This is a genomic window from Streptococcus sanguinis, assembly GCF_019929145.1.
Lineage (GTDB): Bacteria > Bacillota > Bacilli > Lactobacillales > Streptococcaceae > Streptococcus > Streptococcus sanguinis_U.
On the sequence record NZ_JAHZOW010000004.1, the window covers coordinates 94900 to 108507 of the forward strand.

Below are 13608 nucleotides of genomic sequence, written 5' to 3' on the forward strand. Positions count from 1 at the left end.
TTTTGTTGTTTCTCAATGAAAATCAAAGCTCAAACTAAGTTAGATACAGACCTAGTTTGAATTTAATTTCCAAAGAGTATTTTTTGATTCTTGCCGCAAGTTTGAAATCTTTCTTAGCTAGCTCTAGGGCAAGGATTGTTTTTTTATTTTAAAAATCAGATAAGGCTTTTATTTGCTGGCTCTTTTCGTCGAAATTGTCTGGGCTTAGCCATTTTTCTAGACGACTCTTGACGGCCGGCCAATCCGTGTCAATCATAGACAGCCAGTCCGTATCTCGGTTGCGCCCCTTATAGACAATAGCCTGACGAAACCTACCTTCATAAGTGAAACCAAGCCGCTCTGCTGCCCGTCTTGACGGCTGATTGAGGGAGTCGCATTTCCATTCATAGCGGCGATACTCCAGGTCTTCAAAGACATAGCGTGCCAGTAAGTACTGGGCTTCTGTAGCCAGTCTGGTGCGCTTCAGCTTGGGTGAATAGGTCACCGCTCCCACTTCGATAACGCGGTTATTTCGGTCAATCCTCATCAAGGCAAAAGTTCCTAGAGCCTTACCGCTCTCCTTATCCACAATCGCATAGTGAAAACGATCCTGTGCTGCCAACATCTGTTCTAGCTTTTGGGACCATTCTGCCTGATTTTGGGCAGGAGTTTGAAAGAGATAGGTCCACATATCCGCAGGAGAATCCGGACCATACACTTCATACAAATCCGTCCCATGCTTATCCTTGGACAAACGCTCGATAATAACATACTGGCCTTCGATTCGCTCCAGATTGGGCAAGTCCCCCGGCTGAAAATCTGGCAGAGCATCCCCAATGGGTTGGCCTAGTTCATTGATTCGCATAAAAACCTCACAATATATCTTGTCCGACAGCTTTTTCAACATTTTCATGAATCCGCGAAAGAGCCAGTCCCGTGCTCCCCTTATGAGTAGGAATGAGCACAAGAGCAGGAATCTCCAGCTGGTCGTAGTAGGCCAGAGTTTCTGGAATATCTGCAGCCATATCCTCCGTCAGATAGATAATGCCGAAATCTTCACGGGCGAGCCGACGCAGGGTATTGACCGTCTCCTGAGCTTCCTTAATCGGAAAGGTCTGAAAACCAATCAGCTTAAACGGGAGAATAGTATCGCGATTCCCCACGACAGCAATCTTGTAGCTAGTCTTGTCCATAAATCGGTCGCATCCTTTCTCTGATAAGCTCTACCGGCAGCTGATTGTCCATACCGGTCAAAATCAGCCGCAGATTCTTGACTTCCAGCTCCTTGCCCAACAGATAGCGGGTCAGAGGAAGAGGTCCATCTGTCTCAAACTGACCAGTCGCCAGCAACTTAGCCTGCAAGAGGTCCGCTAGATATTCTAACTCTACTGTCGTCAAGGTCTGGTTCCGCATTTTTTCCTCATAGGAGCGCAAATCCAGATCGTAACCACAGGGATTGACCTGACTAAACCAAGTCAAGAAATCTCCCTGCTCTGCCATGGCAATCCAGTTGGCAGCAGAAAGACTTCCTTCATCAGACAGGAGCTGCCTCATAAAGCTGCGCGGTTTGCCCAAACCAACAGCCCGCTTGACGGTGATGGCATTATAAAAATCAATAGTCAGATTCACCAGCTGCAGCAGGCTCTCATCTTCCAACTCCTGTGTCAGACGCTTGAGATGCTGGAAATAAGCCATGTCCATGCCAATCTCCAGCACGCGCACATCCTGATAATCCTGGTATTCCTGCCAGGTCGCAAGCACCTCGTCCAGCATGAAATCTGGACAATACTCAGCCGAAAAGGCCATGACCAAGTGCTCCAAAACCTCCAGCGAATAGGTCCCCACCGGCATCAGCAAATGCTCCAAGGACTGACCCGTCGCCCGACCCTTGAGAAAAACTTTGAGATTGTGGTAGGTATAACGGAGCGTGAAAATCTCCACCAGCTCCTTACTTGGACTAATCTCAAGCGCCCAATTATAAACGGAATACAAATGCTTCATCACTACTTGCTCAATGGCATTGAGATCCTTGATAGCTTCAGCATCCATGGCATATACCGTTCCCTGCAAGATTGCAGAGCGGCTGGCAGGATCGTCAGCCTGCAGCAACTGTTCATATTGCTGGGGCGTCAAAAAGGAAGCCTCCTGTACACTAATGGCTGTATTGACTTGAGAGAAGCTTGTTTCACTCATGGTCCGCCTCCTATTCTGCCTGGTCTTTGAAAATATCCTGAGCCAGACGGTAGCTTTCCTCCTGCCAGACAGAGTCCAGCAAGTCACGATAGAGATAACTGTCATCCACCCGTCCCTGGCTTAGTACAAAACCTGCCTGACCGGCTATGGACTGGTCTGAAAAGTGTACTTGCGGAAAGGCCTTTTTCAAGCCTTCTAACTGGCTGGAGCTGAATTTCTCAGCTGATAGAGCACCGAAAACCAGTGTCATCTCTTCCTCTGGGTATTTAGCCAGGACACTCTTCAGAAAATGCTCTTCTTCAGCTGGTGACCAAGCCACCATCTGAGCATAGGCTTCCTCAAAAAGCTCTCTGAGAACCCGCTGCTTGATGACCAAGGTAGATTGACGTTTTTGATTTTCCAATTGCTGGATTTCACGCTGACTGCGCCGGCTGATTTCTTTCAGCTGCTGCTCCCGCTGTCCAAGCTTTTGCCGAACCAGCTGAGCCTCACGCTCCTTGGCTTCCTGCTCTATTTTCTCAGTAGCCTCGGCCAAAAGCAGACGTCCCTTCTCATGAGCCTGCTCCAAGACAGAAGCTTTGAGATCTGATATGTCAGACATAAAAGCCTCCTTACTTCACATTCAGAACCATGATGAAGGATACAACGAAGGCCAAGATAGCGTAGGTTTCAACCATGGCCGCTAGGATAACCCCTTTCATAACCTCTTCTGGACGCTTGGCCAGAATCTGAATACCAGCTGTCGCCACTCGTCCTTGATGCTTGGCTGAAAAGTAACCAACAATCGCAACTGGCAAAGCTGCTAGGAAATAAGCCACGCCTGATTGCAGAGCCAATTCTGGCTTGATATTAAAGAAGACGGTAATCCCGATAACAAAGCCGTAGAGACCTTGGGTACCTGGCAAAAGCTGTAAAATCAAAGCTTGAGCGAATTTTTCTGGCTGCTCTTTCAAGAGGGCTGCCGCTGCCTGACCTGTGCTTCCGACACCCAAAGCTGAGCCCATTCCGCTGAGAAAGACCGCCAAAGCTACTCCCAGACCTGCAAAAAAGGCGCCGCCGTATGTTCCAAAATATGATGCTAAATGTTCCATGATTTACTCCTATGAAAATGCTGTAATCATCGTAAAATCAACAGCTAGTTGAATGAATAATACTTGTTTTGATGTTGTAGAAAGTGTTTTTCTAAAGATGAGCTTCTCATCTCTTACCATAGTGTCTAATCTTTATTTCTTGCTTTGCTGAACGTATTTCTCACTAGGCTTGAGCGGAGTGAAAGGCTTGCCACCGCCGTCGTAGAATTTTCCGAAGAATTCCACGAAAATCAAACGCGCTCCGTGCACATAACCAGACAGAAAAGATAGAAACATATTGACCAAATGCAGGGCAATAAAGAGCAGAATGCCGATGCTAAAGCGAGCGACAGGTGGAAAGAGGCTGACAATCAAGTTAAAAGCCGAGCCAATGCTGGCCCCAGAAAGTCCCAGAGCCATCAGCCGTGTAAAGCTGACAAGGTCTCCTACATAGCCGCTAACATTGTAGAGATTAAAGAGACCTGACCCCAATCCTGCCAAGCTCTTAGCACTGACAATAGACACTGCCAGTATGCCTAGAGCATTGATGATGGCCAGCCACTGACCAATCGTTGCTGCAAAGGCCAAGGATGGGAAGAAATTTCCCAAGGCCAAGAGTAGCAGCCCCAGCAAAATCAGCACCCAAGCAAAGCCTGCATTATAAGCTTCTGCATAATCCTTGAGGCGGATATTTTTCAGACCGCTGAGGAAGAGGCCCGCCAGCACTGTAACAAAGCCAAAGACGACCGAAATAACCAGAATCGTCATGGCGTCGGAGCTGGTGCTAATCAGAGCGATGGGCAGTTCAAAGCCAAAGAAAGAACCATAAACCAGTCCCCAGATGATGACTGCCACACCCAGCAAGCGGAAGAATCGCAGATTCTTAGCCAATCCTAGCTTGACATGCAAGAAGTGCAGCGCCAGACTGGTGCCCACAAAGAGTAAGAGGCCGTAACCAATGTCGGCAACCATCATGCCAAAGAATACAAAATAGAAGAGGGAAACGACAGGGGTTGGATCCTTATCACCGTACTTAGGCAAGGAATACATCTCCGTCACTAGCTCGAAAGGCTCCACCAAGGCATTGTTTTTTAGCTTGGTCGGAACCTTATCTTCCTCGTCCTTTCTAATCTCTCTGGTCTGGATGAGAATGCTCTGGCCAAACTGCTCCTTCAAGCAAGCTTCAAGATCTTGAACCTGATTGCTTTCGATCCAACCTTCCAAAGCTGCCAGATTTTGCGTGCTGGCTAACTGATTTTTACTTTCTTGGCGGGAGGAGAGATTGCAGAGATAGTCCAGCTGAACCTTGAGCTGGTCCAATTCATTCTTAGAAGCTGCCAGACTCTTTGTCATAGCTTCTGCCACAGCCTCCTGCTGTCGAATATTGGCCTTGAGCTGGGCTACCCGATCAGCAGGCAGTTCCTCATGGTCATACTCAAAAGGCTTAAAGCCGTACTCTTTCAAGATTTTGCGGACTTCTTCCAGAGAGCCTGCCTTGTAAAAAATAAGAACCCCATGCTCGGTATCATCGGTAAAGACTTCCTGAAACTTCAGGTCAGGATGTGCTCCCAGAGTCAGGCGCAGAGCATCGTCGTCTGTATTGGGAATCGTCCCAATCAACGCTCCCAGATGACTGAAAGTCGCAGCCGATTGCGGTGTTAGCTCCAGCGGCTCCCACTTCTCCAGCGCAGCCACTTCCAAACGGTCAGCTTCTATCTGACCTTTGGCCTCTTGTAAGACCTTGAGCTGCTTACTGATTCCTTCCAGCAACGCCTCCTCATCCCGGGCCTTCCCTGCCTGCTCTAAAGCAGCAAAGGATAATTCCAAAGGTTCTTCTTTTAAGGATTCCAGCAGTTTCTTTTTGGGCATAAAAGGCTCCAGCTCTGCAATTAGCCGTTCCAATTTCTCCTGACGACTGAGCAAATCCTGCTGAGATAGCTGCTGATCCGGCCGGCCGACTAAAGCCTGCTCAAAAGCTGCCTGCCAGTCCTCTTCCTGCCGCAAGTCATGAATCTGAACCGACTCTAAGCCCTGTAGGTAAAAGAGAAGCTGGTCCAGCAGTTCCTTGGGCAGAAGCAGAGATAGCTGCCGCATTTGACTAATGGCCATAGGCTTCTACCACCTTCTCTACAATGGCTCGCGCCAAGTCTGCTTTTTTGTCCGTCAGCGCAGCCTCAACCTTGTCCTCATTCTGCTGGATTGTCTGCTCCAAGTCTTGCTGCAGGAGCACCAACTTTTGCTGGGAAGTCGCGGTTAATTCCTCTGCCAGCTTCTGCGTTTCATCGTCATAAGTCAGAGCCAGCTGCCTGAGATTTTCATCTACCTGCTGCCGCAGCTCCTGAGCCTGCGTCCTGTAGCCCATCAAAACTTCTTCTGCAGCAGTTTCAATTTCCTGCATTTTTTCAAGTGTTTCATTGGCCATCTATTCACCCCCTCGTTTTCAAAAACCTTTGAAAACGGATTTTAAAATCTGCATTCCTGACCGACTAGCCAACCATCTGGTAAGGTTATCTTCAGGAATACAGCTTCGTACTTGCATAAATTATAACATATTTTCAGAAAAACAGTCATAGATTGCTAAACAGCCATCTCAAACTGATAGAAAAAGCCCATATAGATTTGATTCATTTCAATACTTACAAATCAGTCTCAACTGTACACTCTTGATAAGTTTCAGTCTTGCAAACGGTTTATTTCTCTATAACTATGTTATAATATAAACAAATTCTAAGACAAATATAGAATAGCAGAATAGTAAAAGTGGCTTCAAATGTACCTTCCAGCCAGAACAGCCCTAAACTTTTAATAAACATTATCCCATGAAGAAAGTGATTTTATGAGTCAGCAGAATATCTTGGCCATCATTGAGAGCCATCTTGACAAGATGACCGACTTGGAACAGAGGATTGGTCACTATTTTTTGAATCCAAATAGTATTCAAGAGGATTTATCCTCTTTGCAAGTTGCTCAAACCTTGCACATTTCTCAAGCAGCCTTGACCCGTTTCGCCAAAAAATGCGGCTTTAAAGGTTATCGGGAATTTAGCTTTCAATATTTACAGGACCTACAAAAGGCGCAAACCGAGGCGGATAATATGCAAAGCAGCTTATCCCGTCATGTCTTGTACAACTACAACCAAATCCACCAGCAGACAAAAGAACTGATAGATGAGGAAAAGCTGAAGCGAGTGGCTCAAATCATAGAAGAGGCCGACCGTGTTTATTTCTTTGGAACAGGGAGCTCAGGCTTAGTAGCACGTGATATGAAGCTGCGCTTCATGAGACTGGGAGTCGTTTGTGAAGCCCTAACCGACCAAGATGGCTTCGCTTGGACAACTAGTATTCTGGACAAGAACTGCCTCGTTATCGGATTTTCCCTATCCGGACAGACCCAGTCCATCATTGACAGCTTGATTGACGCTAAAAATATGGGAGCAAAAACCATCTTGGTGACAGGACAGCCTGAAAAGATTCAAGAAGACTTCACTGAAGTCGTTCCTGTTGCTCTTCAAAGCAAGCCTGAGTTTATCCTGCGGATTTCCGCACAATTCCCCATGCTTCTCATGATTGACCTCATCTATGCCTTTTTCCTCGAGATTAACCGCGAGAAGAAAGAAAAAATCTTTAACAGCTTTTGGGAAAATCAGAAATTGAATGGTTACTACCGTCGCAATATTCACAAAAGATAAAAACGAATCAGGATTTTCTGACTCGTTTTTCTTTTTCGGTTCTAACGTTTTCCTCTTTCTTTCACAAGGGAAGGATTGGCCCGTAGATTTCTAATTGGGGCTGAACTTTCTCCATATAAAAAGCATCGTAGGCACGCCACTTTTGATAAGTAGACCGATCCAGTTTGAGGCTACTAAGACCAATTAAAAAACTAGCACTTTTATGAAATCTTTCAAGAGCAATGAGGATACGATTATCCAGAGCCTTGGTTTTCTCCAAACTCCTCAAAACTTCTACTAAGCACTCGTAAAAGCGGATTTCATCACTCGACCGAATTGCCTTCTTTTGAAAATCTTCCATCAAAGAACCTAGAAGCTGAGCAGCTTCCTGAATGAAACTTCTTTCTGTCATTTGATTTTCCTCTTGAAAGACAAGGAACCTGAGAAAAATCTCAGGTTAAGCTTGTCTATTTTTGAAATGATAGTAGGCTCCAAACATACCCGCAGTATTTTGATGATGAGCAAAGGCCAGTTTGGTTTTGTCAGCAATGCTTGGGACTAAAGCTTCCTGCAAAGCCGCCTGAATACGAGGTCTAAGAATAGCTTCTTGTCCCATGATGCCTCCTCCTAGGATAACAACTTCCGGATTAACAACATAGCAGATATTGGCAATTCCTTGGCCCAGATAGCCAACCATGCGATCAATGCCCTCGATACAGAGTTTATTGCCCTCAGTTGCTTCTTTGAAAATCCGACGGCCATTCCAATGCTCTGCGTCTTCTCCGTGTAGCTCAGCCACATAATTGACTAAAGCAGTTGTAGATGCCACATCCTGAAAGGCTCCGTCTGGTAGATGCAGGTAACCGACCTCACAAGCAGAGTTACTAAAACCATGGAAGACCTGACCATCTACGACCAGACAGCCTCCGATACCTGTACCGATTGTCAAACAAAGGGCAATCTTGGCTCCCTTGCCACTGCCTGACATAGCCTCCGCCAGACCAGCACAGTTGACATCATTTTCAATCTCACAAGGCAGGGAGAATTTTTCTTCCAGCACTTTTTTGAACTGGGTCCCAGCGTAATTCGGAATCTGTGGCCCGGCATAGAAAATTTCACCTTTGTCTGGATCCACCATGCCAGCTGAAGAAATACAAATCCCAGCCAGTGGTCCTTTTTCTAAATAGGCTGCAACAATTCCTTCAACTTTCTGCATAATTCCCGGACTGCCTTTGTGGGCCTCCGTCGGCATTTCATGTGCTTCCACCAAGGTTTCCGCCTCGTCGATTAAGCCATACTTGATATTGGTACCGCCAATATCAATAGCAACATAGTGTTTCATAGCACACCTTCTCTCTAGTGTTTATCCTGTTGCTTATAAAAATTGCTCCTTGGTTTGTCTAATCAACTGAGCAGCTTCTTCCACAATTGGCCGATCACTTTCCTGCACTGGTGTCAGAGGAGAGCGGACAGATCCGATGGTCAAGCCTTCATTAATTTCCAAAACACCCTTAATAACAGCGTACATATTGCCGCGGGCACTGGTTAATTTTCCGATGATGGCATTTATCGCATATTGCAACTCTTTAGCCCGTTCCAATTCCTTGTTAGCAATCAGTTGATTGAGTTTGAGGAAGAGCTCTGGCATAGCTCCGTATGTACCACCAATACCGGCTCCAGCACCCATAAGACGGCCACCTAAGAATTGCTCATCTGGACCATTAAAGACTACATGATCTTCTCCCCCAAGAGCTACAAAGGTCTGAATATCCTGCACTGGCATTGAAGAGTTCTTCACACCAATCACGCGCTCATTCTTGAGCATTTCCTTATAAAGGCTAGGAGTCAAGGCTACACCAGCCAGCTGAGGGATATTATAAATCACGAAATCAGTATTAGGCGCCGCCGCACTGATGTCATTCCAATACTGGGCAACCGAATACTCTGGCAAACGGAAATAAATCGGCGGAATAGCTGCAATAGCATCGACACCCAAACTTTCCGCATGACGAGCCAGCTCCACGCTGTCCTTAGTATTGTTGCAAGCCACATGGGCAATGATAGTCAGACGCCCCTTAGCAACTTTCATCACTTCTTCTAGAACCCGTTTTCGGTCTTCTACACTCAGATAGATACACTCGCCCGAAGAACCGTTGACATAAAGACCTTGCACGCCCTTGGCGATGAAATATTCCACTAAAGCGCGAGTCCGCTCCGGGCTGATTTCACCTTCCTCGTCATAGCAAGCGTAGAAAGCAGGAATGACACCTTGGTATTTGGTCATATTTTTCATTTTCTTTTATCTCCAAATCTAGAATTTCTATAAATTAAGGCTTTTCGTATTTGGCAAAAATCTTTTCTAAAACAGTAATCTGCGTGAAGGCCAATCCAGCAAAACCGATTAAAACAAAGAGCGATAGCCCTAGTAAAAGCAGAAGTCCTGAACTAAGAAGCACTGTCAAAATTGCTACTAGAATGGCTATCATCAGGAAAAACCAAGGAAAGTTAAGACTGAGCAAAACTAGACTAGTCTGTAACCCACCTATAAGAGATTGCTCAAATCGGCCAGCCAGTGGATAAACACACAGAAAGAGTGCTGTTGTAAAGATAAGAAGAGCAAAGCAGGCAACTTTCAGTATTTGAAAAGGCAGAGCCTCCTGACCCCAGATAAGAAGGAGGTCAAAAATACTGATAGCAGACAGCATCAGCTCCAGCAGGCCTAGTTTGAAGCCCAGCTGCCAATTTTCTCGGAAGGCCTTGATATAGACAGCCGTTACTTTTACACGACGACCGCCTTTGATTTCAAAAAGAGTTTGATAGAGGCTTAGCTTCGCAATACCGATGGTTAGAAGAGGCAGAGATGTCAGCAGAAAAAGCAAGTTTACTGTCGCTAAATCAAGGATTTTCTCACAAATCTGCATAAAGAAATTATCCGTATCAAAAATAGTCTCTATCAATCGGGTACCTCTTTTATCCATTGCTAGCCTCCTTTTTAAATATTAATCCAATAAAACTTTAAACACACACTTTTTAACTGTCTCTTCTCTGCCAGCAAATTGATTAGGCTGGTGGGCTTCTTCTGGCAAAAAAGCGGCAAAATTGAAACCGTCTAACAAGAGCGGATAAGTCTGTTCGCAAACAACAAAACCAATATCTCGACCTTCATCATAGGCTTCCTGAACTTCTCTAATCTGACAGCCGTATTGGATCAGTTCATGCCCTTCCAAAAGAAAGTGCAGGTCCAAGTATCTCTGGTGAAATTCAAAGCTTTCCTCTTGCTGCTGACTGAGAGTATTTTCCTGCAAAAAGAAGAAGACCCTATCACCATCTACTTCATAGCGCCCTGAATTTAGATTAGATACATCGTGACTCAGGAGATAATCAATAGCTGTATCGATATTTTTGTGAATCCCTCGATAGCGAACGAGATTCTCTAATTGATCAAAAATCATATTTCTATCCTTTAACAGCTCCCATAGTGATTCCTTGTGTGAAGGATTTTTGGAAGATGAGGAAGACTGCCACAATTGGCACTGCAGCCAAAGCTGCTCCAGCCATAATGAGGCCATAGTTGGTTGCCATTTCAGCCTGCATGGTCGCAACCCCGAGAGAAATTGTCAAATTCTGCCGAGATGTCAACATAACCAGCTGCATAAAGTAGTCGTTCCAGGTATTGATAAATGTGAAAATAGCTAGAGCCGCAAAGCCCGGTTTGACAATCGGGAAAGCAACACTCCAGAAAGTCCGGATTTCGCCACAACCGTCGATTTTAGCAGACTCAAGAAGCTCTGTCGGGATGTTTTCACTGAACTGCTTCATTAGAAAAACTCCGAAAGGCCAGCCAACCAACGGTAAAATTACTGCTGCCAAGGTATCGTGAATTCCCATGAAATTAACAATACGCACTAGTGGTACCAGTACTACTTGCTTAGGCAAAGCCATGGCCGCAATGAAGATTGCAAAAAGAATCCGTTGACCATAGAACCGCTTCTTGGCCAAAACATATCCTGCCAAAGAAGAAGTGGCGCAGACCAGAAACATGGTCGCAAGCGAAATGAAAACACTATTCCACATCCATTGCATGGCTGGATTTTGCACCATCAATTGCTGGAAGTTTTCAACCGTTGGCATTTTTGGCCACCATTCTGGCGGAATGACAATCGTTGCTGGTTGAGACTTGAAAGCTCCTGTCAAAATCCAATAGAAAGGAAAGACAAAGAGGATGGTTAGTATGGCCAGAACAAAGCCTGATACCACCTTAAAAACGTTCATTTTTTTAGTTTGCATCTTCTTTCTCCTTTCTCTAGTATTCTACATCGTTTCCAAGAATCTTGAATTGGGCAAAGCTGATGATGGCAATCATGACTGCTAAAAAGACTCCCATGGTATTAGCATATCCGTATTCAGATAACTTGAAGGCTTTTTCATACAGATAGTACATGAGCGTACTGGTTGAGTAATTAGGTCCGCCTGATGTCAAGAGCTGAATCAAGGCAAAACACTGGAATGAGTTAATTGTAGTAATGATAGCAATGTAAAGGGTTGTTGGAAGCAGGCTAGGCCATTTGATCTTCCAGAAGACTTGCATTTCTGTTGCACCATCCACTCGCGCAGCCTCAACTAGAGAATTATCAATATTTCCCATTGCTGCGATATAGAGAATGATAGGCTGGCCCACAGAAGTTGTTAAGAGAATAATGATAATCGCTAGCAATGCCCAATGTTTATCCCCAAGCCAAGAAATATTTTGATTGATGACATGGCCTGACTTCAAAACAAAGTTCAAAATACCAGACAGCGGATCGTAGATCCATTTCCATACGACCGTCACAGCTACGCTCCCTGTAACAACCGGCAGGAAGAATACAAAACGGTAAAAGGAACGAGAGACAGCATTCATCTCATAAGTCTGCGAAGCCACAAACAAAGAGAAGAGAACTACAATCGGCACAGAGCCGACCACGATAATGACCGTATTAATCAGCGATTTCATAAAGACCGGATCTTTAAACATCCGAATATAATTATCAAATCCGACAAAAGTAAAGGAGGTCATCGTATAGTTAAAAAAACTAGTAACAAAACCCATAATCATAGGTGCCAAGACAAATACCGTGAAAAATATCAGAATTGGAGCTAAAAACGCGTATGATACTAGGGTTTCTTTCATTCTGATTTTATTGACTTTCACAATGAGGTACCCCTCTTTCAAGATTTTCTAACAAAATCCCCCTTTTTCTACCTCTAGAAACTGTCAACAGAAAAAGGGGAGGATTTCACATTTGCTTATTTTTTAGTAATTGTTTCGTTTGCTTTTTCTGTAAATGTCTTCAAAGCAGGTTCAACCTTTTCATCACCATTGGATACAGATTGGAGCATTGGGAACCAAAGAGTTCTCATTTCCGCAAAGCCATCAATCGTGTTGTAATATGGTGAATAGTACTGAGTCCAGCCACTGATGGTTTCCATACGTTTATCATCATAGAGTTTTCCAAATGAAGTACGAACTGGGAAAGCACCTGTGCGAACTACATTCTTAGGTCCCCACTCTTTGTCATCAGCGATAAATTGGACGAACTTCTTAGAAGCTGCTACTTTCTTTTCATCTTTATTGTTAAAGACTGCAAATCCGTTTACAAGATATTCAAGAGCTGGTTTGCCAGATTCTGATGGGAACGGTACTTCCACCACATCGACTTTGCTGGCTTCTAAAAGTTGTGCTTGAATACCATTTTGAGAAGGAGCCCAAAGAAGAGTGTAGGATGTTTGGCCGTTAGCAAAGTTTTGAATATCTGCTCCACCATCATATTGAGAGCCGTTCATCATCAAACCGTCGTTAATCCAACCAACTGCTTTTTCCAGTCCTTTGACAAACTTAGGATCGTCAGTTGTGTATTTGGTAACTTTTTCATCAGTAATAGATCCGCCGTAAAGATTAGCGATGAAGGCACGAGTTCCTTGGTCACCTCCTTGACCATTACTAAAGAGGGAACCTGGAGTATAGCCTTTATCTTTCAGAGCTTTCAGCACTTTTTCAAAATCTGAAGTTGTCCAGCCTTCCTTGACAAGATTTGCTACACCAGCATCTTCCAACATTTTCTTATTGAAAGCCATATAGAATGGAGCAGAGCTGATAGGATACATGTAAGCCTTGTCTCCTGCCTTGCTGGCTTGGATAATATTATCATTATTGACATCTTTGACAAAGTCATCAGTAAAGAGATCGTTTAAATCAGCTAATTTACCATTTTTCCCATACTGAATAATCCGACCTGGTGCATCAAACAAAACATCTGGTGCTGTGCCTGCTTCAATAGCGGTCGTAATCTTTTCAGGACCAGATTTAAAGTCAATAGTTTCTAGGTTGACGTGAATATCTGGGTTCGCTTTTTCAAAAGCCTCGATAATTGATTTTTCATAGGTTCCAACACCATCGTTGGCATTTTCCTGTGTGAAGACTGGGAAAGCCCACCAAGTAATTTCTGTTTTGCCAGAATTACTGCCAGAGCTAGCTGTTTTATCTGATCCGCCATTGTTTCCACAAGCTGCTAAAGAAACAATTGCAGCACCTGTCAATAACGATGCGAATAATTTTCCGAATTTCATATTCTTTTCTCCTTAAAAATGAATTTCTCTTAAATCTAGTCCTTTTCTTTACAAAAACTGAGAGACTTATTTGTCTTTGTTTTTCCAGTTTCA

The 13608-nt window shown here is 44.5% G+C and carries 16 protein-coding genes; 1 reads left to right on the forward strand and 15 read right to left on the reverse strand.

Annotation, left to right across the window (positions count from 1 at the left end; genetic code table 11):
• Window positions 1-148: 148 nt before the first annotated feature.
• The 7 genes from K1I94_RS09060 to K1I94_RS09090 form a co-directional block, all read right to left on the reverse strand.
• A complete protein-coding gene (locus K1I94_RS09060) occupies window positions 149-844 on the reverse strand; it encodes a GNAT family N-acetyltransferase (protein WP_223315123.1) in 696 nt (231 codons plus the stop codon).
• 7 nt (window positions 845-851) lie between these two features.
• Complete coding sequence (locus K1I94_RS09065) at window positions 852-1172, reverse strand: V-type ATP synthase subunit F (protein WP_223315124.1); 321 nt, start codon at window positions 1170-1172, stop codon at window positions 852-854.
• On the reverse strand, window positions 1159-2172 hold the full coding sequence (locus tag K1I94_RS09070) for a V-type ATPase subunit (RefSeq protein WP_223315125.1): 1014 nt from the start codon (window positions 2170-2172) through the stop codon (window positions 1159-1161). Before K1I94_RS09070 ends, K1I94_RS09065 begins: the two co-directional genes overlap by 14 nt.
• Window positions 2173-2182: 10 nt before the next feature.
• Window positions 2183-2773, reverse strand: a complete 591-nt coding sequence (locus tag K1I94_RS09075) for a V-type ATP synthase subunit E family protein (protein ID WP_124765061.1) — start codon at window positions 2771-2773, stop codon at window positions 2183-2185.
• A gap of 10 nt (window positions 2774-2783) precedes the next feature.
• Window positions 2784-3263, reverse strand: coding sequence for a V-type ATP synthase subunit K (locus tag K1I94_RS09080; RefSeq protein WP_002898768.1), 480 nt, complete (start codon window positions 3261-3263; stop codon window positions 2784-2786).
• Between the two features lie 132 nt (window positions 3264-3395).
• Window positions 3396-5351: a V-type ATP synthase subunit I gene (locus K1I94_RS09085; RefSeq protein WP_223315126.1), complete on the reverse strand. Its 1956-nt coding sequence runs from the start codon at window positions 5349-5351 to the stop codon at window positions 3396-3398.
• Window positions 5341-5664: a hypothetical protein gene (locus K1I94_RS09090; protein ID WP_223315127.1), complete on the reverse strand. Its 324-nt coding sequence runs from the start codon at window positions 5662-5664 to the stop codon at window positions 5341-5343. The genes K1I94_RS09085 and K1I94_RS09090 overlap by 11 nt, the downstream gene beginning before the upstream one ends.
• A gap of 414 nt (window positions 5665-6078) precedes the next feature.
• On the opposite strand from K1I94_RS09090, the gene K1I94_RS09095 reads away from it, so the two are divergent.
• A complete protein-coding gene (locus K1I94_RS09095) occupies window positions 6079-6930 on the forward strand; it encodes a MurR/RpiR family transcriptional regulator (RefSeq protein WP_223315128.1) in 852 nt (283 codons plus the stop codon).
• Window positions 6931-6991: 61 nt separating this feature from the next.
• On the opposite strand, the gene K1I94_RS09100 is transcribed toward K1I94_RS09095, so the two are convergent.
• From K1I94_RS09100 to K1I94_RS09135, 8 genes are all read right to left on the reverse strand, one after another.
• Window positions 6992-7321: a DNA helicase gene (locus K1I94_RS09100; RefSeq protein WP_223315129.1), complete on the reverse strand. Its 330-nt coding sequence runs from the start codon at window positions 7319-7321 to the stop codon at window positions 6992-6994.
• A 45-nt stretch (window positions 7322-7366) separates the two neighbouring features.
• Window positions 7367-8251, reverse strand: a complete 885-nt coding sequence (locus tag K1I94_RS09105) for an ROK family protein (protein WP_223315130.1) — start codon at window positions 8249-8251, stop codon at window positions 7367-7369.
• A 33-nt stretch (window positions 8252-8284) separates the two neighbouring features.
• Window positions 8285-9202, reverse strand: a complete 918-nt coding sequence (locus K1I94_RS09110) for an N-acetylneuraminate lyase (RefSeq protein WP_223315131.1) — start codon at window positions 9200-9202, stop codon at window positions 8285-8287.
• Window positions 9203-9236: 34 nt separating this feature from the next.
• The gene (locus tag K1I94_RS09115; RefSeq protein ID WP_002928728.1) at window positions 9237-9887 is read right to left on the reverse strand and encodes a DUF624 domain-containing protein; all 651 of its coding nucleotides are present in this window, start codon (window positions 9885-9887) and stop codon (window positions 9237-9239) included.
• A 21-nt stretch (window positions 9888-9908) separates the two neighbouring features.
• On the reverse strand, window positions 9909-10361 hold the full coding sequence (locus tag K1I94_RS09120; RefSeq protein ID WP_223315132.1) for a YhcH/YjgK/YiaL family protein: 453 nt from the start codon (window positions 10359-10361) through the stop codon (window positions 9909-9911).
• A 4-nt stretch (window positions 10362-10365) separates the two neighbouring features.
• The gene (locus K1I94_RS09125; protein WP_002905745.1) at window positions 10366-11196 is read right to left on the reverse strand and encodes a carbohydrate ABC transporter permease; all 831 of its coding nucleotides are present in this window, start codon (window positions 11194-11196) and stop codon (window positions 10366-10368) included.
• Window positions 11197-11212: 16 nt separating this feature from the next.
• A complete protein-coding gene (locus K1I94_RS09130) occupies window positions 11213-12100 on the reverse strand; it encodes a carbohydrate ABC transporter permease (RefSeq protein WP_032906291.1) in 888 nt (295 codons plus the stop codon).
• A 95-nt stretch (window positions 12101-12195) separates the two neighbouring features.
• On the reverse strand, window positions 12196-13515 hold the full coding sequence (locus K1I94_RS09135; RefSeq protein ID WP_002922735.1) for an ABC transporter substrate-binding protein: 1320 nt from the start codon (window positions 13513-13515) through the stop codon (window positions 12196-12198).
• Window positions 13516-13608: the final 93 nt, after the last annotated feature.

Coding starts and splice junctions, on each gene's coding strand:
- K1I94_RS09060 (WP_223315123.1), bottom strand. CDS start 844: ATGCGAATCAATGAACTAGGCCAACCCATTGGGGATGCTCTGCCAGAT.
- K1I94_RS09065 (WP_223315124.1), bottom strand. CDS start 1,172: ATGGACAAGACTAGCTACAAGATTGCTGTCGTGGGGAATCGCGATACT.
- K1I94_RS09070 (WP_223315125.1), bottom strand. CDS start 2,172: ATGAGTGAAACAAGCTTCTCTCAAGTCAATACAGCCATTAGTGTACAG.
- K1I94_RS09075 (WP_124765061.1), bottom strand. CDS start 2,773: ATGTCTGACATATCAGATCTCAAAGCTTCTGTCTTGGAGCAGGCTCAT.
- K1I94_RS09080 (WP_002898768.1), bottom strand. CDS start 3,263: ATGGAACATTTAGCATCATATTTTGGAACATACGGCGGCGCCTTTTTT.
- K1I94_RS09085 (WP_223315126.1), bottom strand. CDS start 5,351: ATGGCCATTAGTCAAATGCGGCAGCTATCTCTGCTTCTGCCCAAGGAA.
- K1I94_RS09090 (WP_223315127.1), bottom strand. CDS start 5,664: ATGGCCAATGAAACACTTGAAAAAATGCAGGAAATTGAAACTGCTGCA.
- K1I94_RS09095 (WP_223315128.1), top strand. CDS start 6,079: ATGAGTCAGCAGAATATCTTGGCCATCATTGAGAGCCATCTTGACAAG.
- K1I94_RS09100 (WP_223315129.1), bottom strand. CDS start 7,321: ATGACAGAAAGAAGTTTCATTCAGGAAGCTGCTCAGCTTCTAGGTTCT.
- K1I94_RS09105 (WP_223315130.1), bottom strand. CDS start 8,251: ATGAAACACTATGTTGCTATTGATATTGGCGGTACCAATATCAAGTAT.
- K1I94_RS09110 (WP_223315131.1), bottom strand. CDS start 9,202: ATGAAAAATATGACCAAATACCAAGGTGTCATTCCTGCTTTCTACGCT.
- K1I94_RS09115 (WP_002928728.1), bottom strand. CDS start 9,887: ATGGATAAAAGAGGTACCCGATTGATAGAGACTATTTTTGATACGGAT.
- K1I94_RS09120 (WP_223315132.1), bottom strand. CDS start 10,361: ATGATTTTTGATCAATTAGAGAATCTCGTTCGCTATCGAGGGATTCAC.
- K1I94_RS09125 (WP_002905745.1), bottom strand. CDS start 11,196: ATGCAAACTAAAAAAATGAACGTTTTTAAGGTGGTATCAGGCTTTGTT.
- K1I94_RS09135 (WP_002922735.1), bottom strand. CDS start 13,515: ATGAAATTCGGAAAATTATTCGCATCGTTATTGACAGGTGCTGCAATT.